Raw genomic sequence first — 21,727 nt, forward strand, 5'->3', positions numbered from 1 at the left:
GGATTTATATGAATATTGATAAGCGCATCGACGCCTTAGCGGGGCGGCTCACCTACATTAAGGACATTTTCGGTAATCTTGAAAATGCCAATATTTCCATGCTCAGTTCCGAGTTGGAGGAATTCCGTGGTTTGCGGGGGACTATTACCACCAAGGATTCCCTGCGTAAACTTGACCGCCTTGAAGATTTGTTTGCCTTCCTTGAATCCAAGCTTGAAAAAGAACTGACTTCCATGGACCGGGTGCGCATTGTGCGCCATCCGCAGCGCATCTGCCTGACCGATATTCTGGAAAATGTGTATGACAACTACACTGAACTGGGCGGGCTTGGAGAATTCAGTATTGACCCTTCCATGCTCATTGCGCAGGCCTACATTACCAGACGTGTGGGACAGAAGGTTGTTCACCAGCCGGTCATGGTTATTGGGCAGGAAAAGGGGCATGGGCAGGAATTTCGTAACGGTGGCTCAGCCAAGCCGTGGGGGAACGCCAAGGCACTGCATTACATGAAGGTTGCGCAGGCCGAAGGGATTCCCATACATACTTACATCTTCACCCCCGGTTCCTATCCGGTGGAGGATTACCCCGGCGCAGCGCAGCAGATTGCCAAGAATATTTATGAGATGGGCAAAATTGATGTGCCTATCATTTCCATTACTTCCGAAGGCGGGTCCGGCGGCGCTGAGGCTATCGGTCTTGCCGATCGCAGGCTCATGCTCTCCCACGGTTACTATTCAGTAATTTCCCCGGAAGGTGCGGCTGCAATCGAGGCCAACCTTCGTGACGGTAAAAGGGTTGATGAATCCTTGATTGCTAATTGTGCGCGCAAGCTCGGCATTACCGCTGAGGATAATATCGAGATGGGCTACATTGATCGTGTGGTTCAGGAGCCTCATCTCGGGGCCAAGCCTAATAGTTATGATTTTTTTCGCAACCTGCGTTCTGAGGTTATCCGGGCCACCAATGAGGTTTGTATTTCCGTAAAAGGACTCAAGCTTTTTCGGGCCATGGCTCTTAAGCAGAAAGGATCAGAAGAAGACGAAGATGTTTTCATGCGTTGGGCCTTAAGTTCCCGTGCTCGCGCAAGGCTGGTTGAAAAACGGTATGAGAAGTTTCGTGCTCTTTCCACTTCGGCGTATATGGACCAGCGGTCCGTCTTTGTTAAGATGGGTGCGGCTGTGCAGGGCATGGCTTGGGCTACAAAGTCGCTCTTTGTCTACAATCTTGTGGGCCGTACCGTGCGCGCTGCCAAACAGGGTATGGAAGAGATTCAAGCCGAGGCCCATCTAGTCAAGGAACGCACCGCCCGTCTTTTGAAAAAGAATGCTGCGGATAAAGGTTCCAATGTAAAAATTACAAATGATGTACGTGACAAGCTGCTTTGTCTGTCAACTTCTGACCAGTCGCCGTGCTACGAAGAGGGACGGTGGAACTATAGCAGCCCCAAGTGTCAGGATGACCGTACTTTTAGCTGTCCAAACTCAGCTACTGAAGGCTGTCTGGATCTTTGGGCACCGGATTTATTTGGTGATTTTGCCGGTGTGTGTAGTAATTGCGGGCATCATTTTCCCATGGAATACCAATGGTATTTATACAATGTTTTTCATTATGCCGAAGGTTTTGAATTCAATTCCGGCATAGAGTCAGCCAATCCGCTGAAGTACGAAGGTTTTGACCTCAAGCTGGATGAAGCCCGCAAAAAGACCGGATTGCGTTCATCCTGCATTACTTTCGAGACCCGTATGGACGGGATCAATTCCGTGGTGATTTGTCTTGCGGCTCCGTTTCGGGGCGGTTCCGTGGGGGCCGCTGAAGGTGAGAAGATTATCCGGGCCGCAGAAAGAGCGCAGCGTAAACAGCTGCCACTTATTTTTTATGCCCACGGAACCGCCGGAATCCGCATTCAGGAAGGAACAAACGGTGTGCTCCAGATGCCGCGTTGCACCATGGCCCTGCGTCGTTACGTAGATGCCGGGGGGCTGTATCTGGTGATCTACGATACCAATTCCTACGGCGGATCAGTGGCTAGTTTTCTGGGCTGCTCACCTTATCAATTCGCTGTCCGGTCTTCAAAGATCGGATTTGCCGGACCGAGGGTTATTACCGAGACAACCGGGATTGCCATTCCGCCTGACTACCACAATGCATGGAATGCCCTTGCCCGTGGACATATTCAAGGGATCTGGGATCGCCGTGAAATGGGTCGCAATATCGGGCAGTCGCTGATGACCATGGGCGGACGGAATTTATATTATAGGTAGAAATGCCTTCGGTGACCCTGCCGGGGGCCTTAAACCCTTTGGAAAGGGTTTAAGAATCCCAAACTTTTTTAGTAGGCTTTGCCGTTTTGTCTGGAAAATCGTAGGTTGGGACGTTTTTACCTTCGTTTGTGTAGGTTCTTATCTTCTCTGCTTTTCTGTGTTAGGGAGTTTCGCAGCAGGTTGACTTTGCCTGATAATATCTGCAAATTGCCCGGACCGGATGCTGTCCGAAATTAAGTGTATAATCAATGACCGTTCGCAGAAACGGTATATAAGTTTAAAGTAATTCAGAGGTTAATATAATGTTGAATATTAAAGAGCTTCTTGAAGAGATCAAGGCTTCCCCTTACGATGAAATTGAGATTTCCGTACCCCATACCGGAAATGTAGAGTTTACCGGACTTAAGGTTGGTGATAAAGTTAGCGGACCGTCCGGCGAGTGGAAGGAAAAGCCCGGAACCGTGCTTGCCAAGCTTACCCGTGAACGTAATACCAAGAATATTACCGCCCCTGAAAAAGGTGAAATTGTCTCCATCCGTCAGGATCTGGAAGGCCAGTTTGTTGAAGCCGGTGAAGTGCTGATCAAGATTCGCCACTTCCTTTCCAAGGAAGAGGTCATTCAGTTGATTCTGAAAAAAGCACTTTTTCTGTTCAATGCTCCGGAAAAAGCAAAATACTACTTCACTCCTGAAGTTGATGCCAAGATTAAAGGCTCCGGTGAGCGTTCAGTCAAAGTTACTGAGGGAATGGAGCTGTTCATTGTTTCTCGTATGAAAAGGGAAACCCCGCTTAACTACAGCGGTCCCGAAGGACTCATTTATTCCGTATATTTTCACAACGGTGACAACGTTGACGCAGCTCAGCCTCTGATCGGTGTCTGCCCCGCTGATCAGCTCAAGCAGATTCAGGAAGTTGTCAACCGTGTTCAGAGTGAATGGGAAGAGGTTGATTAATAAGAGCTTTTTACTTTTGCAATGTTGCCATTGACGGACTCTTTTTTTCCGTATTAATAAAGGATTTTTCGCATGGGAAATGTGCTCCAAATCAGGGTTATGGCCCACACATATGACGAAGCCGAAGTTGAGAAGAGCTGGCCTTATCTGGTTAAGACCGCATGGGAAGAGCCGCAGGTCGAGGGGCGTCCGCACGGGGTTATCGAACTTATCGAGGACCTTAAGGATCGTCTTGAGCTGGGCATGATCCCGGAAGATAAGGCCGAAGCCATGGCTGAATCCATCCGTAAAGCGTATGATTTAAAGCTGCGTATGGAGAAGGCTCTTGGTGATTGGAAAGCTTCGGAAGCAAATACCATCAGCTACGATCTTGAAGATGAGTTGAGTGTTGCGGAAAAAATAGCTTCAAATAGAAAATTCAGATAAATGGGGGCCTAGATGGCAGGAAGCATGAACAAAGTAATTTTAATAGGACGTCTCGGACAGGATCCGAAACTTTCATACACAACCTCCGGTCAGGCCTTTGCCAACATTTCTGTGGCTACAGATGAAGGCTACAAGGATCGCAATACCGGGCAGAAGGTTGATAAGACCGAATGGCACCGTGTTACCGCTTGGAGACACACTGCTGAATTTGTGGGTAAATACCTGACCAAAGGCCGCCTGGTTATGGTTGAGGGTAAATTGCAGACCCGTAAATGGCAGGACCAGAACGGTCAGGACCGCTACACCACTGAGATTGTCGCCAGCAACATTCAGGGGCTCGACAGTCGTCAGGACGGTGGATATCAGGGCCAGCAGCAGGGTGGTTACCAGCAGCAGAGTGGAGGTCAGTACAATAACAATCAGCAGCAGGGTGGTGGCTATCAGGGCCAGTCTCAGCAGCAGAATGGCGGTCAGTACAACAATAACCAGCAGCCCCAGCAGCAACAGCAGGGTGGCGCTTTTCAGGAAGATGAGGACCTCGGTCCCGCATTTCCTTCCGAAGCAAGCGGAATGGACGAAGTACCGTTCTAAGCAAGCTTTCGAATTGCCAAAAATTAATCCCCAATCTCACCGAGATTGGGGATTTTTTTTAGCAAAATTTTTAATACAAAGCGGCGAAGCGCTCTCACCTAGGCATATCAGGAAACATCTCCTTTACGATAGCCGAAGCTTCCTGCGTAGACATGATGGCCCCGAATTCGCTGGTAAAAGGCTTCAGCTCGTCGATTAGCCGGGGAAGCTGCTCTATGCAGGCCCGTGCCGGGGTGAACGGAAGTGGGGCTGGTTTTTGTTGCGTGGCGTTGCCTGCGGGCTGGGATGGCGGTTCTTCCGTTACTGTTGGCGTCTGCGGGGCTGGGGAAATCTGATAGATGTGGCAGGAGAGCTTCCAGGCCACTTGTAAGTCCCGGTAGGCATAGCGGTATTCTTTCAGCGATGTATATGCCTCTCCCCGGAGCATGAAGGCTTGCGCTTTCTCTTCTTCGGAAGTGTCCGAATCGATAATGTCAGTCAATTCATCAACTGCTGCGTCGTATCGTTGCTGGAGTGCATATTGCTGCGCTTGTTCAATGGGTTTGTAAAAGAATGAGCAGCCCGATATAGCAATAAGGACCGCAAACGCCAGAACAGTGGTCAGGCTGGAAAATTTATGCACGAGATTATTCGTCATAAACTGAACTATCGCACAGCCTGCCGCTGTCTGTCCATTTATTCGCTGCTCATTGATTGCACCTAGTTGATCGCATTTTCGTGGAAAGCCTTTATTTCATCCCGCTGGTCATCTTTTATGTCCAGAAATTTGACTTCATAGCCGCATGAGCAGTTCGCTGCGTTTTGTTCTCTGTAAACTCCGCTTAAAATCGGAAGTTTATTGTTCAAGGAGAATATCTTCAAATATAGGTATGAGTTGTCGGCAAGATTTGCATTTGTGTGGAAAGTGCAGCCATCCTCAGAGATATGGTGGATGGTTCCAGTTATACTTTGCGCCATTGCCGGATCATCTTCTAGGCTGACTTCAACTGGAATCTGAACATTTACCGGGCAGGAATAACCTGAACCATTGCATTTTCGGGTTAGGCAGTCACAAATAAAGTTTTCATGGTCGTCAAGAAATAAAGGCTGACTTTCTTTTTCAAGGGTTCGTATTGTGGGAACCCCGGAAGATATCGACAGTATTCTGTTACGGTCACAGCAAGGAGTACGCATAACCTTGTTTACATTGAGGATTATTCCGGAATAGTGTCTCTCTACAAGTGCTTTGCAGAATTTATCCGGGCAGGAGCAACATTCCACTTTTACATAAGAGGATAAATCTGATTCTATATATTTTTCAGGATTATCTGTATAAATAATGACCGGATTAGTCTGTTCCGACATTTCAGTTTCCCCACCGTAGATGATAGCTTGTTAGTGTTTAATAATCACGGGAGGAATCTGTTCACCCGCAGGCCGGAGCGGGTGCCGGAGACGGACTTCCCTCACACGATCAAGTGGAAAGTCTGGTCAGATTCCCTCCCGCGAAAGATATGGTTAGTTTTGTTTAACCTATAAAATCAAAATGGTTGGGCGGAATTGATATATGCATATCCGCGTCAATTTCCGGTACATGGAAAAGGAAGTAGAGATGCTTTGAAGGTGGGGCTATGTATAAGTTGCCCTTCATGTGTTCTTTGATGATTCCTTCAGGCAGGCCGTGTTTTGCGGCTAGTTTTTTTATTCCCATGCCGATCAGGATCATGGCTTTCTGGTTGAAGTTAACCTCAAACAGGGAAATCCTTACAGCTTCCCGGTTGTTGAGCTTTGTTTCTGCTGAGCATCCGCACATTGATTCAGGTATAAACATTCCATCCTCCGAGAATTTGTTTTGCGAAGTTGATTTTCATTTTCAATTAACGTTTAGGGTTCACTTAAGTCAACCTCTAAATGAAGTTAATGTTTAAATTTGATTTTTGTTTTAAAAATAGAAAGCCCGGAATCATGATGTGATTCCGGGCTAGTTCATTTTTATTGTTAGCAGAAATTAAATTTCAAAGAGCATTTCAAGGTCGTCACGGGTGAGCGACTTGAGCGCAGACTGACCGGGAATAATGGCGTCCGCAACGCTTTTTTTCATTTCCTGCAAGCCGAGGATTTTTTCCTCAACAGTATTTTGGCAGATCATCTTGTAGGCGAATACCTGACGTTTCTGGCCGATACGGTGAGTTCGGTCAGTGGCCTGATTTTCTACAGCCGGGTTCCACCACGGATCGTAGTGGATAACGTAGTCGGCTGAGGTCAGGTTCAGTCCGGTACCGCCAGCCTTCAGCGAGATCAGGAAGATGGGGATATCCGGGCTGTCGTTGAATTTGTCCACCTGCTCGAAGCGGTCCTTACTGGAGCCGTCGAGGTAGGTAAAAGGGATATCCTTAATGGTCAGCCAGGAACGTATCACATGCAGCATCTGTACGAACTGGGAGAAGACCAGAACCTTGTGTCCGCCTTCGACAATATCAAAGATGAGATCTTTGAAGGCGTCGAATTTACCTGAAGGCAGGTTGGTGGACAGGCCGGGCATATCCAGTTTGAGCAGACGTGGGTGACAGCAAATCTGGCGCAACTTGAGCAGCGCATCGAGGATGGACATCTGGCTTTTGGCCATGCCTTTTTCATCCACATCTCTGAGCACCTGATCTTTAAGCCGCTTGGCAAGGGCTGTGTACAGTTCCCGCTGCTCTTCGATGAGCTCGCAATAGTGAACTGTCTCGATCTTGGGCGGCAGATCCTTGGCCACTTCAGATTTTGTACGGCGCAGGATGAACGGTTTCACCCTTGTGCGCAGGTAGTTAAGGGTCTCTTCGTCGCCATCCTTGATGGGTTTGACGATTCCCCTCTGAAATGCATGCTGTGAACTGAGGAAACCGGGCATGAGGAACTCGAACAGGGACCAAAGCTCAAAGAGGTTGTTCTCAATGGGCGTACCGGAGAGGCAGAGGCGCATGTCGCTCTTGAGCTTGCGCACTGACTTGGCGGTGATGGTGTTCGGGTTCTTGATGTTCTGGGCTTCATCAAGAATAACGGAAGTATAATCATGCTTGAGCAGCTCTTCAAGGTCGCGGCGCAGCAATGCGTAAGTGGTGATTACGATTGTGGAATCCGGGATTTTCTTGAACAGGTCCTCGCGTCTTGATCCGTAAATGGTCAACACCGGCAGGTGCGGGCAGAATTTCTGTGCCTCACGCTCCCAGTTGGGCATGACCGAAGTGGGCACGATAATTAAGTTCGGCCCGGTAATGCCCCGCTCATGCAGGGAGAGGATAAAGGACAGGGTCTGAATGGTTTTACCGAGACCCATTTCATCCGCAAGGATACCGCCGAATTTATAGTCGCGCAGGAAGTTAAGGTAACTGAGTCCCTGAACCTGATAGGGGCGCAGGGTAGCGTTCAGTGCCTTGGGCTGGTCAAGCATTTTGATTTCGTCGAAGTTGTGGATTTTTTCACGCAACTTAACGAATTGTTCATCGGTCTTGGTGTCCGGGAGATCTTCGATGATCTTATCCAGCACAGGGGTTTCATACTGCTCGAACTGCTGGCGCGGAGGCTGTTCGGGATCGTATCCCAGAGCCTTGAGCTTGTGGCTGAGTTTTTTGAGCCACGATTCGGGCAGGCTTGTGTATGAACCGTCCTTGAGCTGTACGTAACGTTTGCCCTGACTCCATGCTTCCCAGATTTTATCAATGGGAACACGCTGGTCATCGTACTCAACATTAATGTCGAGATTGAACCATTTGTTGTCTTCGTCGGTTTCAACTTCAGCAACAATCTGCGGAGAAGTGAGCCTTACCTTGTAACGGGTCAGGTTCTTTTCACCGTAAATTCTGTATGCTTCAACCAGCTGAGGATAGTGGTCCAGCAGGAAGGTGATGGCAGCTTCCTGTTCCATGAACCAGATGGAGTTATTACGCGGCTGGAAACCCATGTCGCGAAGCTCGGCGAAAAGCTGGGCTTCTTCGTCCTGTGCGCGGCGTACAAGGTAGGATTTTTCTCCGTCCTTGTAGCTTCCGGTTTGCAGGTCGGGGTTGGGTTCTCCCATGGAGATTTCCCCGTGCTCGGTATCGTAAGTATTGTCGACCCTGATGGTCAGGAGTGATCCTTCCTCATTGAGGTAAAGCTTGGGATTGAAGGTGGCCGGAACAAAGAACGGCTGCATCTTCTCAAGAAATTCCTCATGGTCGTGCAGATCGGAAACAGGAATCTGGGTCCATACACGATCGAGGAATTCCGGAATATCCGCAGGCGGGATAATCGGATTCTGGATACGCATTTCCTGTACCAGTTTGGGCGCAAGTGTAGTTTGAACCGGGTAAAAACCCTGTTTCCAGTATACCCACAGCGGTAGTCTTCCGTAGAAAAATACTTCATCGTCATCCATGATGGAGAATGGCGGTTTGCCTTCATCCGAGAGCAGGATGTCGAAACGCAAACCTTCCTCGGAAAGTTCCGGGGAGAGTCTGAGCTGCATGGTTCTGCTTTCGATGCGGATAGGAATATCCGTCTCGCGCAGGAACATGTAATATTCGTCTTTGATTGCAGTAAAGAACCACGCATGCAGCCCGGCTGGAATTTCCACCCGGTGTCCGCGGTAATCGAGATAATGCCCGATCTGTTCTGCAACATGCGGTAAGCTGGGGGAGGTTTCGCTCCATTCCGGCTTTTCAATTATATTTTGCAGTTCTATTTCGTTCTGCACCTGTGAAAGGCCGGATTTGTTTTGCCGGGCCCGAAAAAAGGCCACCTGCAATCTTTCCGGTTCAGGGTACATGCGGTAGAGTATATAGTGTTTTCCCGCTTCCGGTTCCAGTTCAGTAGCAAAGAAGGACCGGAAATTTTGGCGCCAGTCTGCCTGCTTCTGGCTTTCGGCTTTCTCTTCTTCAGAATCAAGAGAAAGGAGCAGTTTTAATGCAGCAGCGGCCACGTGTTTGCAAACGCCGGAAAAAGATTCCGGGCAATTGCAATAATGGTTAATGCTTTCCTCTGCCAGGTTAAGACCCAGCTCGGAAGAGTAAATTTGAAAATCATCGCCTTGAATAGAGGCGTCAATATCCCAGTATCTTTCGCGTTTTTTTAGGTCGAGCTTCTGGACCCCGTCAGAGCTGACAATATTGCGTGCACCGTCAAGGATGTATTCCGGGACGGTCCCTGAAACAAAGGATTTAAGAATTGATTTTACTACAGCTTCATCATTTTGAGACATGATTATGTTTTCCCCAGAACTGTAACTTTCCTTAGTTAATTATATCTTATATTGAAAAGAGTGTCTTGTTATACAAAATAATTAGCGTTAAATCGCTTTCGCTGAATCCGTAAAGTAAAAAGCGATTTCGGTCAATCAGTAACAGTCAGTTGCTTGGCTTTTATTCAACAATAGTCCATACTGAATATATTATCAATGTAGTCGGCTTAATGGAAGATTTTTATTCTAAAAAATAAGGTTAACATGAACAGATTGATTTATGTCTTTGTTGTAATGTCATTTCTGGCCTTGCTCCCGGCCTGCGGTCCGGAAGAGGGGGCTGACAATGCAAAGCAGATTGCGGCTGCTGTGCCAGTTAAAGAGGTTTCCGAATCCAAGCCGGTTCATGGAGGAAGATTCAGGGAACCTTACCTTGCCGAACCCATGTGTCTTATTTCAACTTTGTCTACAGACTCCGCGAGTCACGCGGCCGCCAGCAAGATATTCGTTTCTCCGCTTAAATACAACAAAGATATTGAGCTTGTTCCATACGCGGCTGAATCTTTCGAGGTGCTTGAGGGCGGTAAACTGTTTAAATTCAAGCTGCGTGAGGATATCAAGTGGTTTGACGGTCAGCCCCTGACGGCTGAAGATGTTGAATTTACATATAATTTGATGATTGATCCAGACACTCCTACCGCTTATGCCGGGGATTTTAAAAATATAATGGAATTTAAAAGGACTGGAAAATATACCTTTGAGGTTCGCTATGATAAAGTTTTTGCCCGCTCATTGATTACATGGGCCTCGCATATCCTGCCTAAACACGTTCTTGAAGGCGAAGATCTGAACACCACCAAGTACAGGCGTAATCCTATAGGGGCTGGTCCTTACAAACTCAAGGAGTGGGTGTCCGGTCGCAGGCTGGTGCTTGAAGCCAATGAGGATTATTTTGAAGGGCGCCCCTACATTGACGAATTGGTTTACCGGATCATTCCTGATCTTTCCACTCAGTTCATGGAGCTCAAGAGCGGCAGTCTTGATGATATGAGTTTGACCCCGCAGCAGTACTCTTTTCAGACTAAAGGTGGAAATTGGGAACGTGATTTTCAGAAATTCAAGTATCTTTCCTTTTCCTACACCTATCTCGGGTTTAATATGGAAAGTCCTTTTTTTAGTGATGTGCGGGTCCGTAGGGCGATTAATTATGCGGTGGATAAAGAGGAGATAGTAAAAGGCGTGCTGCTTGGAATGGGCTATCCGGCCATGGGGCCTTACAAGCCGGGGACATGGGTGTTCAACGATAAGCTCAAACCCTACGGTTACCAACCGGAGAAAGCAAAAGCCCTTCTCAAGGAAGCTGGGTGGTCGGATAGTGATGGCGATGGACTCCTTGATCGTGAAGGTAGGCCGTTTTCATTTACTATTCTTACTAATCAGGGAAATTCCTTGCGTATTAAGGCTGCAACAATTATTCAAAATCGTTTGAAGGGGATCGGAATCGAAGTTAAGATCAGGACAGTGGAGTGGGCGGCTTTTCTTAAGGATTTTATTTTAAAAGGCCGTTTTGACGCGACTATTCTCAGTTGGAACATCTTGCAGGATCCTGATAGTTATACTGTCTGGCATTCATCCAAAGCCGCAAACGGCGGACTGAATTTCATCAAGTACAAGAATAGTGAGCTTGACGAGTTGCTTGAAAAGGGGCGTTCCACTCTGGATCAGAAGGAACGTAAGGTCATTTATGACCGCATTCAGGAAATAATGCATGAAGAGCAGCCTTATTGTTTTCTTTATGTTCCTATGTCCCTGCCTATTTTCAGCAGCAGAATCAAGGGATTGAAGGTGGAACCCGCAGGGTTGGACTATAATGCCAACGAGTGGTGGATTCCTGCACCGTTACAGACGAAACAGAGTTTACAGCAGTAATTATGATACGCATTAACGAAATCACTGACGTTGTCAGTTCCTATATTGATGATCCTGATCTGGACTTGATCCAGAGGGCTTATGTATTTTCCGCACGGGCTCACGAGGGACAGGTGCGCCTTTCCGGCGAGCCTTACCTTGCTCATCCGTTGCATGTAGCCAAGATTTTGGCTGACATGCGTCTTGATGAACCCACAGTGGCCGCAGGGCTTTTGCATGATACTGTCGAAGATACCGACACCACCATCGATGAGATCGCTGATCTTTTCGGGGAAGAGGTGGCTGATATTGTTGACGGTGTGACCAAGATCAGCATGATGGACTTTGAATCCAAGGCCATCGCCAAGGCTGAGAATATCCGTAAGATGATTCTTGCCATGGCTGAGGATATCCGTGTGCTCATGGTTAAGCTGGCCGACCGTCTGCACAACATGCGCACCCTCGATTTTCAGAAGAATTACAAGCAGTTGCTTATCGCACAGGAAACCATGGATATTTACTCCCCCCTTGCCAACAGGCTGGGGCTGTACATGGTTAAGCGCGATCTTGAGGATCTCTGTCTTTTTTATCTCAAGCCGGATGTTTATCAGGATATTACCGACGGATTGGAACGCCAGCACACCATTGGTAAAGAATATGTGGATAACGTCATCGGGCTGCTGAACGGGATACTTGATAACAATGAGCTTAAAGGAACCATTTACGGGCGTACCAAGCATAAATACAGCATCCACAAGAAGATGCAGCGGCAGAATCTGAGTCTTGATCAGGTTCATGATATCATTGCTTTCCGGGTAATTGTCGACTCTGTGAAGGACTGTTATTCCGTGCTTGGTCTGGTCCATTCCATGTGGAAGCCCGTATCCGGTAAGTTCAAGGATTATATTTCCATTCCCAAGGCCAACATGTACCAGTCCCTGCACACCACGGTCATCGGCCCGGAAGGTGAGCGCATCGAGATCCAGATCAGGACCGAAGAGATGCAGCAGGTTGCGGAGTATGGTGTTGCCGCCCACTGGCAGTACAAAGAATCCGGTAAAAGCGACGCTAAACAGAATCGCGATGCTGAACGTTTTTCATGGCTTAGGCAGATCATGGATTGGCAGCGTGAGCTTGAAGATCCCCGCGAATTCATGGCTTCGCTCCGTTTCGACCTTTTCAATGACGAAGTTTACGTTTTCACTCCAGGCGGAGAAATTAAAGAGCTTCCCGATGGGGCAACTCCGGTGGATTTCGCTTATTCCATTCATACTGAGGTTGGTAACCACTGTACCGGAGCCAAGGTTAACGGGCGGCTGGTTACGCTTAACTCAGTACTTAAGAATGGTGATACCATTGAGGTTATTACTGACAAGAACCGCAAGCCCAGTCGCGATTGGCTTAAGTTTGTAAAAACCGCCAAGGCCCGGACCCGTATTAAGCATTACATCCGCACTGAAGAGAGGACCCGTTCCATCATCCTTGCCAAGGAAATGCTTGAGAAGGAAGGCCGCCGCATGAATCTTAATGTGGCCAAGGCTATGAAAGACGGTTATTTCGTCATGCTCGCCGATGAATTTAATTTCGGTCATGTGGACGATCTGCTTTCCAATATTGGTTATTCAAGGATTACCCCGCGCAAGGTTCTGGGTCGCCTTTATGCTGTTATCAATGAGATTGAAGGCACTGAGGAAGAGCAAAAGCCTGATCCGCACCATGAGAGTGCCGAGGATAAGGCCAAAGGGGCCGCAGCCAGCTCTATTGATATTGAGGGCGTAGATAATGTTCTGATTCGCTTTGCGGGCTGCTGTACCCCGCTTCCGGGTGAGCCGATTATCGGTTACATCAGCCGCGGGCGTGGGGTGGTTATCCATTCCGCAACCTGCCCCAATATCAAGAGTCTTGAAGAAGAAAGGCTGCTCAATGTTTCATGGACCGGAGGTCAGGAAGAATCACAGCACCCGGCTCAGATTCGTATCCGTTGTCGCAACAGCAAAGGTATGCTTGCAAAGATTAGTACCGTGCTTACGGAGATGGATGTGAATATCGATTCCGGTGAATTCAAGTCTGATCTTGACGGAAGTTCCGTGCTGGAATTCACCGTGGAAGTCACCGATCTCGGACATCTGCACCGTTCTTTGAACAAGCTTAAGACCATTGAGAATGTGTTGGAGGCTACTAGACTTAGCTAGTACGCTTCGCGTTACACAGTAAATAGCTCCCGCTGAACTTGGTTCGGCGGGAGTTTTTCGTTTAAATATCGGTAAGAATCATTTCTGTGGGTATAACCTCAATCAGGTGCGGGCTGTATAATTCCGACCAGACGAAGTTGTGGTGCTTAATGATTGTTTTTGCATCAAGATAAGGCTTGTCTGCTGTTGTGTGTGCGTCGGAAGCTACTATCACTTTGTAGCCCATACTTGCGGCTTGCCTGACGGTGGAGTCGATGCAGAAATCCGTGCAGCATCCGGTGAGGATCAATTCGTCTACATGCGCATCATTCAGTTTTTCTGCAAGATCAGTATTGCAGAATGAATCGCAGCAGGTCTTTTCTATAGTTATATCATCGGACCTGAAATCCAGCTCATCCAGTATTTGCCATCCTTCGGTGTTTATCGAAAGGGCATCTTCATCACTATTGTGGCGGATAAATATTAACGGAAGTTTTTCCGCTCGTGCTTTTTCTATAAGCAAATTGATTCTGCTGATTGCTCCGTCAGCATCATAGCGATTCCCCGCTGCAAACAATGATTTTTGCATATCTATGATCAGTAGTGCTTTCATGTTTATTCCTGCCGCTTTGCTGGTTTTAAAACTGAGTTCATGTGATTTTTAGTTTATTTTTAAGGAGATGGGAAGCTCTGTGTACCGTTGCGCTTTAAGGCTTTCCGGTAAAAAAATGAACATACGAAAGTTTTAAACGACTAATTTAAACAAACGTTTGACTTTGTGCAGGGCTGTGTATATTTTTAGCTTCGTAAAGAATGAAAAATCTCAGTTGAGAGGTATAAATATGACACAACATCCCAAGGGAAAGACAAATAAGGCGCGCGGTGAAGAGACCCGTCAGAAGCTTATTGAAGTTGGCTTGCGCCTTTTCGCCATGAACGGTTTCAACGGTGTGAGCATGCGCAACCTTGCTGCTGAGGCTGAAGTTAATCTGGCTACGGTGGGCTATCATTTCGGGGGTAAGCAGGGGCTTTATGAAGCTGTGCTTTCTGAAATTATTTCAGTTCGCGATGAGGTTATGCCCGGTCTGGATGCCGTTTGTAAGCAGGTGGATAACCATAGCAATGGAAAGCTCAGCAAGTCCGAGTTAGTTTCATGGTACTTCAGGGAGGCAATGATCGGAATGATCGGTAATCCGGCTTCGGTCTGGGGAGCGATGTTGATCAACCGTGAACTGGCCGCTCCCAGTGAATCATATGCTCTTCTTGAGAAAGAATTTTTTTCTCCCAGCTGGGATTCCATGGAAGCCCTGCTTAAATGTGTGATGCCTGAAGACACTTCGCAGACAGAAATTCTGCTTACAGGACTTTCTCTGATAGGGATTGTATTGAAATTTGTTCATCCGAAAGCTTTTCTGGACAGAATGGGCTGGGATGAAATTACTCCTGAACGTTTGGATCAAATTACTGAAATTTTATGCAAAAGGGTTGTCGATTTTGTCGGCTGCCGTGAGGAATAGCGATGAAAAAAATAATATTAGTTACTATATTGGTCCTCGGTTTTGCTTTGATCGGCTGCAAGGAAAAGCCTGTTCCGGTGCAGGAAATTCTGCGTCCGGTAAAGACCATGAAGGTGGGTGAAGGAGCTTCCGGCAGGCAGTGGGTTTTTTCAGGTACTGCTGAGGATGCTTTACAGTCCGACCTTTCTTTCCGCGTGGGCGGAAAGATTGTTTCTTTTCCCGGAGACCAGATTGGCCGCAAATTCCGGTCCGGTGAGATTCTTGCCCGTTTGGACCCTGCCGATTACGAGCTTGAGGTTCGCCAGGCTGAGTCTAATCTGGAGCAGGTCCGCGCAAATTACGTACGTGCCAAGGCAGACGTAAAGCGTGTCAGCCAGCTTTTCGAACGCAAGGTTGTTTCCAAGTCTGAGCTTGATCAGTCGGATGCGGATTTTAAATCCTATCAGGCTCAGCTTAATGCTTCAGCTAAGAAACTTGATATTGCCCGCAAGCGTTTGCGTTACACTACGCTCAAGGCTCCTTTTGACGGCTGGGTCGGTACGGTTGCTGTGAATGTGCACCAAAACGTGCAGTCCGGTCAGAAAGTAATAGGTTTTAATGCCGGGAAGCAGATGAAGATGTATATCTCCCTGCCCGACACGCTCATTTCTTCAGTCAGCGAAGGTGAGAAAGTTCAGGTCACCTTTGATGCTTTGCCCGGGAAAGTCATGAAGGGCGTAATCATGGAAGTGGGGATTGGAACAAATGAAGGTTCTTCCTATCCGGTAAAAGTATATCTTGATAATTCCGATCAGATTGTCCGCAGCGGCATGTCCGGTAATGTAAGATTTTCCGGACGTTCTATCAGTTCAAACGTTTTTGTGGCTCCCTCAGCCATTGTCGGCAATCCTGATGGCAGCAATCATGTCTGGATTGTTGAAGAAGGTTCAGTGGTCAAGCGTCGTGATGTTGAGGTTGGCTCCATTTCTTCCAAGGGTGTCTTGATAAAGAGCGGTCTTAAGTCCGGCGAAACTGTAGTCACTCGTGGTGTGCACTCACTTAAAAATGGTTTGAGGGTACGCAATGTCGGGGGGCTGTCGTGAATCTTGCCAGATGGTGCATAGAAAATAACAGGACTTCCATTGCGCTCTTTGTGCTGATTGCTTTTGCAGGTGTCTCCACCTTTTTCAGCATTGCAAAATCTGAAGATCCTGATTTTACAATCCGTACCGCTGTTATCAGCACGGTTTTTCCCGGTGCCTCACCGCAAAGGGTGGAGGAACTGGTTACTGATAAGCTGGAAGAAAAAATCAGGGAAATTGACGTTATCAAAACCGTCAAATCCCAATCCATGACCGGGTTGTCCATCATTGAGGTCGAATTTCAGGATAACCAGAAAAACATGACCCCTATCTGGCAACGTCTGCGCAACAAGGTGCTTGATGCCAAGAAGACTCTGCCAGCCGAAGCTTACGAGCCTGTGGTTAACGATGAATTCGGGGATGTTTTCGGCATTGTGGTCGCCCTGACCGGGGATGGATTCAGCTACCGCGAATTAAAAGACGTTGCCGACTATACTCGCGATGAATTGCTTTCTATCCCCAGCGTAGGCAAGGTTGACCGTTGGGGATTGCAGGATGAGCGGGTTTTTGTTGATTTTTCCAATTCGCGCATGGCTGCGGCGGGGATTACTCCCTTTGCACTGGCCCAGATGCTCAGTCAGCAGAATATGATCCGCCCCAGTGGGTCGGCTAAGGTCGGACCGGAGCGTATTTATATTGAGCCTACCGGGGAATTCAAGTCTGTTGACGATATCCGAGATATGTCTCTGCGTATTGAGGGTATGAAATCCTCACTCAAACTTTCCGATGTGACCAAGATCACCCGCGGCTTTGCCGATCCTCCGGGAGTCATGGCCCGTTATGATGGTGAGCCATGCCTCATGCTGGCTATTTCCATGGCAGACGGCAACAACATCATGGAAGTGGGCGAACTGGTTTCCGCCAAGTTGGAAAAACTTTCCAAAGATCTTTACCACGGCATGGAATACAACGTGGTTGTCTATCAGCCGGATTATGTTGATACAGCAGTTACTGATTTTATGATCAACCTGCTTGAATCATTTATATTTGTAGTTTTTGTTATTTTGATCTTCGCAGGATTCAAAACCGGACTTGTCGCTGGTTCGCTTGTGCCTATGGCCATGCTTGCCTGCCTCGGTTTGATGCCCCTTTTTGATGTGGATTTGCAACGAATCTCCATTGCTTCGCTGATTATCGCGCTGGGTATTCTGGTTGATAACGGGGTAGTTGTTTCAGAGGCTATTCTTGTTCGACTTGCCTCCGGGGAGGAGCGTTTAAAGGCTGTTGTGGGAGCGGTTTCAGAATTGTGGATGCCTCTTTTGGCTGCATCTCTGACTACCGTATTCGCTTTTTTGCCTATCCCTCTTGCAGAGAATACTACCGGGGAATACTGCTTTTCTTTGTTTGTTGTGGTCAGTCTGACCCTGCTTTGTTCATGGGGATTGTCCATGTCCATGGTGCCTATGCTCTGCTACTACGTGCTTAAGCCCAAGGTCGTGATCCAGACTTTTTCCAGCCGCATGTACCGTATTTATCGCTCTATGCTGCTCTTTTGCCTGCGGCATCGTCCTAGTTTCCTTGCGGTGGTGCTTATCGGCTGCATGGCCGCTTTCTGGGGATTCCAGTTTGTGCCCAAGATGTTCTTTCCACCTAACGAGCGTGCCCAGTTCACCATTGATTTCTGGCAGCCCTTCGGAACCGATATCACTTCCACTGCTGATGAAGTCGGCAAGCTTGAGCAGTTTCTGCTCGCTGACAAAGGCGTGGAGAGTGTGGGAACATTTATCGGTCACGGCGGGCCGCGCTGGTATCTGCCGCTCAACCTTGAGCAGCGTAATGACAACCTCGCCACTTTTGTAGTTAATACCGAAAGCGTTGAAGCTACCGATGAAGTTATTGAACGTACCCGTAATGAACTCAAGGCCGAGTTTCCCGGTGCCGATTTCAGTCTTAAAAAGTTGATGAATGGTCCCCCGGTAGGTGCTCCGGTACAGATCCGTATTTCCGGTCCGGACCAGAAAACTCTTTATCATCTGCGTGATAAGGTTGTCGCTTTGTTGGACAAGACGCCCGGCGTAGCCCGGGTCTGGGATGACTGGGGGCAGTGGACCAAGAAAATGGAAGTGAACGTGGATCAGGACAAGGCCCGTCAGGCCGGACTGACCAGTTCCGATGTGGCACTCAGCCTGCAATCAAGTATGAGTGGTTATCAGGCTTCCACTTACCGCGACGGGGATACCAATATTCCCATCATGTTGCGGACCGAGGGAGATTTTCGTGACCGTCTGGACAAGCTGGAAAGTCTGAATGTCTATTCCTATCAGGCTCAGAAAAATGTTCCGCTGAGTCAGATCGCATCATCTGAACTGGTCTGGCAGCCCTCTGACATCCGCCGCAGGGACCAGACCCGGACTATGACAGTTAAAGCCGATCTCTTTGGCGGCTACTTTGCTATGCAGACTCTTGATGCGGTGCGTCCTGAAATTAATAAAATGATGCAGTCAGACAATTGGCCGGTGGGTTATTCCGTGGCCTATGGCGGTGAGTTTGAAAAGAGTCAGGAAAGTCAGGATGCCATTAATGCCAACATGCCCCTTGCTATGGGACTTTTGGTGTTGGTCCTAATCTTCCAATTCAACTCCTTCAGGCGTCCGCTGATCATTTTGCTGACCTTGCCGCCCATGATGTGCGGTATTACGCCGGGAATGATCCTGACCAATTCGCCTTTCGGGTTCATGCCCATGCTGGGAATGATCAGTCTGCTGGGGATTATCGTCAACAACGCCATTATGCTCATTGACCGCATTGAAATCCTGCGCGGGCGGGGACTGACTCTGGATAATTCCATTGTATTGGCCTCCCTTGAACGAGCAAGACCGATCATCATGACCGCAACCACAACCATCATCGGTATGGTTCCACTCTCATTGCAGGGCGGGGAAATGTGGCGGCCCATGGCTAACTGCATTATGTCCGGCCTCATGTTCGCCACCGTGTTGACCTTGATCCTTTGCCCGGTCCTCTATTCACTTTTTTTTAAACAGAATTTTAAGAAATATGAATGGAATCAGGATGTGGTTAAGCAGGGTAGTGATGTGTAAGAAATAAGAAAATATGAATTAAAAGTCCCGCAACTCCTGAACGAGTTGCGGGACTTTTCTTTTGGGATCAGAATAATTTTACAGATCTTCCAGAATCTTCTGGATAGCGTCCACCAGATGTTTGGGGGTAGAGGCTCCGGCGGTGAGGCCTATTTTGTTCAAAGATTTTAGCTCGGTAAGGGGAAGCTCATCGGCGATTTCAACGTGGGTACACTTAGTGCCAGCGGTTTCAACAACCTGCACGAGGCGGCGGGTGTTGCCGGAGATACGGCCACCTACAACGATCATGTGATCCACTTTTTCAGAAAGGGAAATTGCTTCGTCCTGACGCTGACGAGTAGCATCGCAAATGGTTTTAAGGGTTACAAAGTCAATCCCTTTGCTTTCAAGGTAGTTGATACAATCTTCGTATATGACGCGGTCCTGTGTGGTCTGGGCCGCAAGACAATATTTTTGGTTCGGGTCCAAATCAATGGCCTGAAGTTCCTCAAGGGAGTCAAAAAGGTGCGGTCCTGCGGGGCCGTAGCTGAGCAGCCCTTTTACTTCCGGGTGGCTGTCTTCACCGTAAAGGAGCAGCACGCGGTCATCTTCGGTGTTGCGCTGGATAAGCAACTGGGCTTTCTTGACTTTGGGGCAGGTGGCGTCAATGACGTTCACTCCGCGTTGGCGCAGGTCTTCTTCCACTGCCTTGGGTATGCCATGGGCACGGATTACAACGTATGCGCCATCAGGAACGTCTTCCGGGGTCTTGGCGGTGACTACGCCTTGTTTTTCATAATCTTCAAGGACCTGTGGATTGTGGATGATCGGTCCTAAAATGTATATTTTCCTATCTTCGTCTTTTTCAATGAGGGAATCCAGTTTGTTAAGGGCAAGGTCTACGCCCATGCAGAAACCGGCTGTCTCAGCCCTGATAACTTCAACCATTTACGGCCTCCATATATTTTGCGGCGCAGGCCGCATATTTTGTGATTTGGTATAATTTGAAGATATTACATTTCATCATCTGCTTTGGCAATGCGCATGTTCAAGCTGAATTTGGATAAGATATTGACCACAGAGGGGAAGGGGGGTATTTTCCGACAAAAAAAATATCTCGACCGTTAAAATCGGAATGAATTGGAGCAGACTAGAATGAGTTCTGAGATTGTAAAAGAATATAGAAATAGAAAAGCTGAAGCTTACGAATTGCATCGTAAATATGTGAATCCCCAGTTTGTGCGGGTTCTTGAAGTTATCGGATATGACCGCAATTATGTCTCTTCCGAGGGAGCTTACCTCACCGATGCCAAGGGTGTTAAGGTGCTCGATTTTCTGTCTGGATTCGGGGTGTACAATATCGGTCGCAACCATCCATATGTTGCCGATGTACTTAAGGAAGTAATGGGCGAAAAAACTGCCAGCATCGTACAGATGGACCTTGGGGTTATGTCCGGCATGCTGGCTGAAAAGCTTGCTAAGCTTGCTCCCGGTAACCTCGAGGCTGTTTTTTTCACTAATTCCGGTACCGAAGGAGTTGAAGGGGCATTGAAGTTTGCCCGTCAGGCCAGCGGTAAGCATAAGCTGGTCCATTGCCATCACGCTTTTCACGGGCTGACTCTCGGTTCACTGTCTGTAAATGCCAACCGGGAATTCAGGGATCGCAACGAGCCGCTTTTGCCCGACTGTGTACCTGTGCCTTTCAATGATCTTGAGGCTTTGGAAGAAGCCCTCAAGGGCGGTGATGTGGGCGCATTTATTTTTGAAACCGTGCAGGGCAAGGGTGTTTTCGTGCCCGATGACGGTTATCTTGAAGGTGTGCGTGAGCTTTGCGACAAATACGGAACTTACATGGTCGCTGATGAAGTTCAGTGTGGTATGGGCCGGACCGGGAAAATGTTTGCTGTTGACCATTGGGGTGTGCAGCCTGACATTCTGGTTATTTCCAAGGCCCTTTCCGGCGGTTACATTCCTGTTGGAGCAGTCATCACCACCCGTGAGATTCATGGTAAGATTTTTGATTCCATGGAACGTTGTTTTGCCCATTCCAACACCTTCGGCCAGAATGATTTGGCCATGGCAGCCGGACTGGCAACCATTGAGATTCTTGAGAAAGAGAATCTGGCTGAAAATGCAGCCAGAATGGGGCAGCGGATTGAAGAAGGGATGCAGAAGCTTGCCGATAAGTACGAAATGCTGACCGAAGTCCGTGCCAAAGGACTGATGATCGGTATGCAGTTCGGCGAGCCTAAATCCATGGCTCTTAAGGCCAGCTGGAAGCTGCTGCATAAGATGAATGACGATCTTTTTTGCCAGATGATCACCATGCCGCTGCTGGAAAAACACAACATCCTTAGTCAGGTGGCCGGGCATGGTCTTGATACTGTGAAAATTCTGCCTCCGCTGATGATCAACGATGAGGATGTGGATAAATTCCTCGCCGCCATGGATGATGTGCTCAAAGAAGCGCACAAGATTACCGGGTCCGCCTGGAAAACCGTGAAGGACCTCGGAATCCGTACTGCTAAGACTTCATAGCCGGATTTCCTTCCCAAGATGGAAGGCCGAAAATCGTGGCAATTA

Annotated in this window: 16 protein-coding genes; 11 read left to right on the forward strand and 5 right to left on the reverse strand. The window is 48.1% G+C overall.

The window, feature by feature from the left end; genetic code table 11:
* Positions 1–8 precede the first annotated feature (8 nt).
* The 5 genes from D0S45_09175 (at position 9) to D0S45_09195 (ending at position 4,566) form a co-directional block, all read left to right on the forward strand.
* Entirely contained in the window at positions 9–2,261 is a 2,253-nt protein-coding gene (locus D0S45_09175; GenBank protein TIH16572.1) for an acetyl-CoA carboxylase carboxyl transferase subunit alpha/beta, read from the forward strand.
* Between the two features lie 302 nt (positions 2,262–2,563).
* Complete coding sequence (locus D0S45_09180; protein TIH16573.1) at positions 2,564–3,214, forward strand: biotin attachment protein; 651 nt, start codon at positions 2,564–2,566, stop codon at positions 3,212–3,214.
* A 72-nt stretch (positions 3,215–3,286) separates the two neighbouring features.
* Positions 3,287–3,640 (forward strand): hypothetical protein, encoded by a 354-nt coding sequence (locus D0S45_09185; GenBank protein ID TIH16574.1) that lies wholly within the window; start codon positions 3,287–3,289, stop codon positions 3,638–3,640.
* A gap of 12 nt (positions 3,641–3,652) precedes the next feature.
* A complete protein-coding gene (locus D0S45_09190) occupies positions 3,653–4,231 on the forward strand; it encodes a single-stranded DNA-binding protein (protein TIH16575.1) in 579 nt (192 codons plus the stop codon).
* A 152-nt stretch (positions 4,232–4,383) separates the two neighbouring features.
* Entirely contained in the window at positions 4,384–4,566 is a 183-nt protein-coding gene (locus D0S45_09195; protein ID TIH16576.1) for a DUF3304 domain-containing protein, read from the forward strand.
* 364 nt (positions 4,567–4,930) lie between these two features.
* On the opposite strand, the gene D0S45_09200 is transcribed toward D0S45_09195, so the two are convergent.
* The 3 genes from D0S45_09200 to D0S45_09210 form a co-directional block, all read right to left on the reverse strand.
* The gene (locus D0S45_09200) at positions 4,931–5,575 is read right to left on the reverse strand and encodes a PilZ domain-containing protein (protein TIH16577.1); all 645 of its coding nucleotides are present in this window, start codon (positions 5,573–5,575) and stop codon (positions 4,931–4,933) included.
* 163 nt (positions 5,576–5,738) lie between these two features.
* Positions 5,739–6,041: a hypothetical protein gene (locus D0S45_09205; protein TIH16578.1), complete on the reverse strand. Its 303-nt coding sequence runs from the start codon at positions 6,039–6,041 to the stop codon at positions 5,739–5,741.
* Positions 6,042–6,218: 177 nt separating this feature from the next.
* Complete coding sequence (locus tag D0S45_09210) at positions 6,219–9,428, reverse strand: ATP-dependent helicase (GenBank protein TIH16579.1); 3,210 nt, start codon at positions 9,426–9,428, stop codon at positions 6,219–6,221.
* 243 nt (positions 9,429–9,671) lie between these two features.
* Here D0S45_09210 and D0S45_09215 point away from each other — a divergent pair, with 243 nt between their 5' ends.
* Together D0S45_09215 and D0S45_09220 are read left to right on the forward strand one after the other, a co-directional pair.
* Positions 9,672–11,336, forward strand: a complete 1,665-nt coding sequence (locus D0S45_09215; GenBank protein ID TIH16580.1) for a peptide-binding protein — start codon at positions 9,672–9,674, stop codon at positions 11,334–11,336.
* A 2-nt stretch (positions 11,337–11,338) separates the two neighbouring features.
* Entirely contained in the window at positions 11,339–13,507 is a 2,169-nt protein-coding gene (locus tag D0S45_09220) for a bifunctional (p)ppGpp synthetase/guanosine-3',5'-bis(diphosphate) 3'-pyrophosphohydrolase (GenBank protein ID TIH16581.1), read from the forward strand.
* Positions 13,508–13,568: 61 nt separating this feature from the next.
* On the opposite strand, the gene D0S45_09225 is transcribed toward D0S45_09220, so the two are convergent.
* Positions 13,569–14,099, reverse strand: coding sequence for a cysteine hydrolase (locus tag D0S45_09225; protein ID TIH16582.1), 531 nt, complete (start codon positions 14,097–14,099; stop codon positions 13,569–13,571).
* Between the two features lie 229 nt (positions 14,100–14,328).
* Between D0S45_09225 and D0S45_09230 the strand changes: the two genes are divergently transcribed.
* From D0S45_09230 to D0S45_09240, 3 genes are read left to right on the forward strand one after another with little or no spacing between them, the layout of a single operon-like run.
* Entirely contained in the window at positions 14,329–15,003 is a 675-nt protein-coding gene (locus D0S45_09230; GenBank protein TIH16583.1) for a DUF1956 domain-containing protein, read from the forward strand.
* A 2-nt stretch (positions 15,004–15,005) separates the two neighbouring features.
* Positions 15,006–16,085 carry an efflux RND transporter periplasmic adaptor subunit gene (locus tag D0S45_09235; GenBank protein TIH16584.1) on the forward strand — a complete coding sequence of 360 codons (1,080 nt, stop codon included), beginning with the start codon at positions 15,006–15,008 and terminating at the stop codon, positions 16,083–16,085.
* Positions 16,082–19,165, forward strand: coding sequence for an efflux RND transporter permease subunit (locus tag D0S45_09240; protein TIH16585.1), 3,084 nt, complete (start codon positions 16,082–16,084; stop codon positions 19,163–19,165). Before D0S45_09235 ends, D0S45_09240 begins: the two co-directional genes overlap by 4 nt.
* A 78-nt stretch (positions 19,166–19,243) precedes the next feature.
* Here the strand turns inward: D0S45_09240 and ispH are convergent, their stop codons facing one another.
* Positions 19,244–20,092, reverse strand: a complete 849-nt coding sequence (gene ispH, locus D0S45_09245; protein TIH16586.1) for a 4-hydroxy-3-methylbut-2-enyl diphosphate reductase — start codon at positions 20,090–20,092, stop codon at positions 19,244–19,246.
* 207 nt (positions 20,093–20,299) lie between these two features.
* Between ispH and D0S45_09250 the strand changes: the two genes are divergently transcribed.
* On the forward strand, positions 20,300–21,682 hold the full coding sequence (locus tag D0S45_09250; protein ID TIH16587.1) for an aspartate aminotransferase family protein: 1,383 nt from the start codon (positions 20,300–20,302) through the stop codon (positions 21,680–21,682).
* Positions 21,683–21,727 lie beyond the last annotated feature (45 nt).

Source organism: Marinifilum sp. JC120 (genome assembly GCA_004923195.1).
GTDB lineage: Bacteria > Desulfobacterota > Desulfovibrionia > Desulfovibrionales > Desulfovibrionaceae > Maridesulfovibrio.

What these genes read in the sequence shown, in the direction of transcription:
- D0S45_09175 (TIH16572.1), top strand. Translation starts at nt 9, where the DNA reads ATGAATATTGATAAGCGCATCGACGCCTTAGCGGGGCGGCTCACCTAC.
- D0S45_09180 (TIH16573.1), top strand. Translation starts at nt 2,564, where the DNA reads ATGTTGAATATTAAAGAGCTTCTTGAAGAGATCAAGGCTTCCCCTTAC.
- D0S45_09185 (TIH16574.1), top strand. Translation starts at nt 3,287, where the DNA reads ATGGGAAATGTGCTCCAAATCAGGGTTATGGCCCACACATATGACGAA.
- D0S45_09190 (TIH16575.1), top strand. Translation starts at nt 3,653, where the DNA reads ATGGCAGGAAGCATGAACAAAGTAATTTTAATAGGACGTCTCGGACAG.
- D0S45_09195 (TIH16576.1), top strand. Translation starts at nt 4,384, where the DNA reads ATGATGGCCCCGAATTCGCTGGTAAAAGGCTTCAGCTCGTCGATTAGC.
- D0S45_09200 (TIH16577.1), bottom strand. Translation starts at nt 5,575, where the DNA reads ATGTCGGAACAGACTAATCCGGTCATTATTTATACAGATAATCCTGAA.
- D0S45_09205 (TIH16578.1), bottom strand. Translation starts at nt 6,041, where the DNA reads ATGTTTATACCTGAATCAATGTGCGGATGCTCAGCAGAAACAAAGCTC.
- D0S45_09210 (TIH16579.1), bottom strand. Translation starts at nt 9,428, where the DNA reads ATGTCTCAAAATGATGAAGCTGTAGTAAAATCAATTCTTAAATCCTTT.
- D0S45_09215 (TIH16580.1), top strand. Translation starts at nt 9,672, where the DNA reads ATGAACAGATTGATTTATGTCTTTGTTGTAATGTCATTTCTGGCCTTG.
- D0S45_09220 (TIH16581.1), top strand. Translation starts at nt 11,339, where the DNA reads ATGATACGCATTAACGAAATCACTGACGTTGTCAGTTCCTATATTGAT.
- D0S45_09225 (TIH16582.1), bottom strand. Translation starts at nt 14,099, where the DNA reads ATGAAAGCACTACTGATCATAGATATGCAAAAATCATTGTTTGCAGCG.
- D0S45_09230 (TIH16583.1), top strand. Translation starts at nt 14,329, where the DNA reads ATGACACAACATCCCAAGGGAAAGACAAATAAGGCGCGCGGTGAAGAG.
- D0S45_09235 (TIH16584.1), top strand. Translation starts at nt 15,006, where the DNA reads ATGAAAAAAATAATATTAGTTACTATATTGGTCCTCGGTTTTGCTTTG.
- ispH (TIH16586.1), bottom strand. Translation starts at nt 20,092, where the DNA reads ATGGTTGAAGTTATCAGGGCTGAGACAGCCGGTTTCTGCATGGGCGTA.
- D0S45_09250 (TIH16587.1), top strand. Translation starts at nt 20,300, where the DNA reads ATGAGTTCTGAGATTGTAAAAGAATATAGAAATAGAAAAGCTGAAGCT.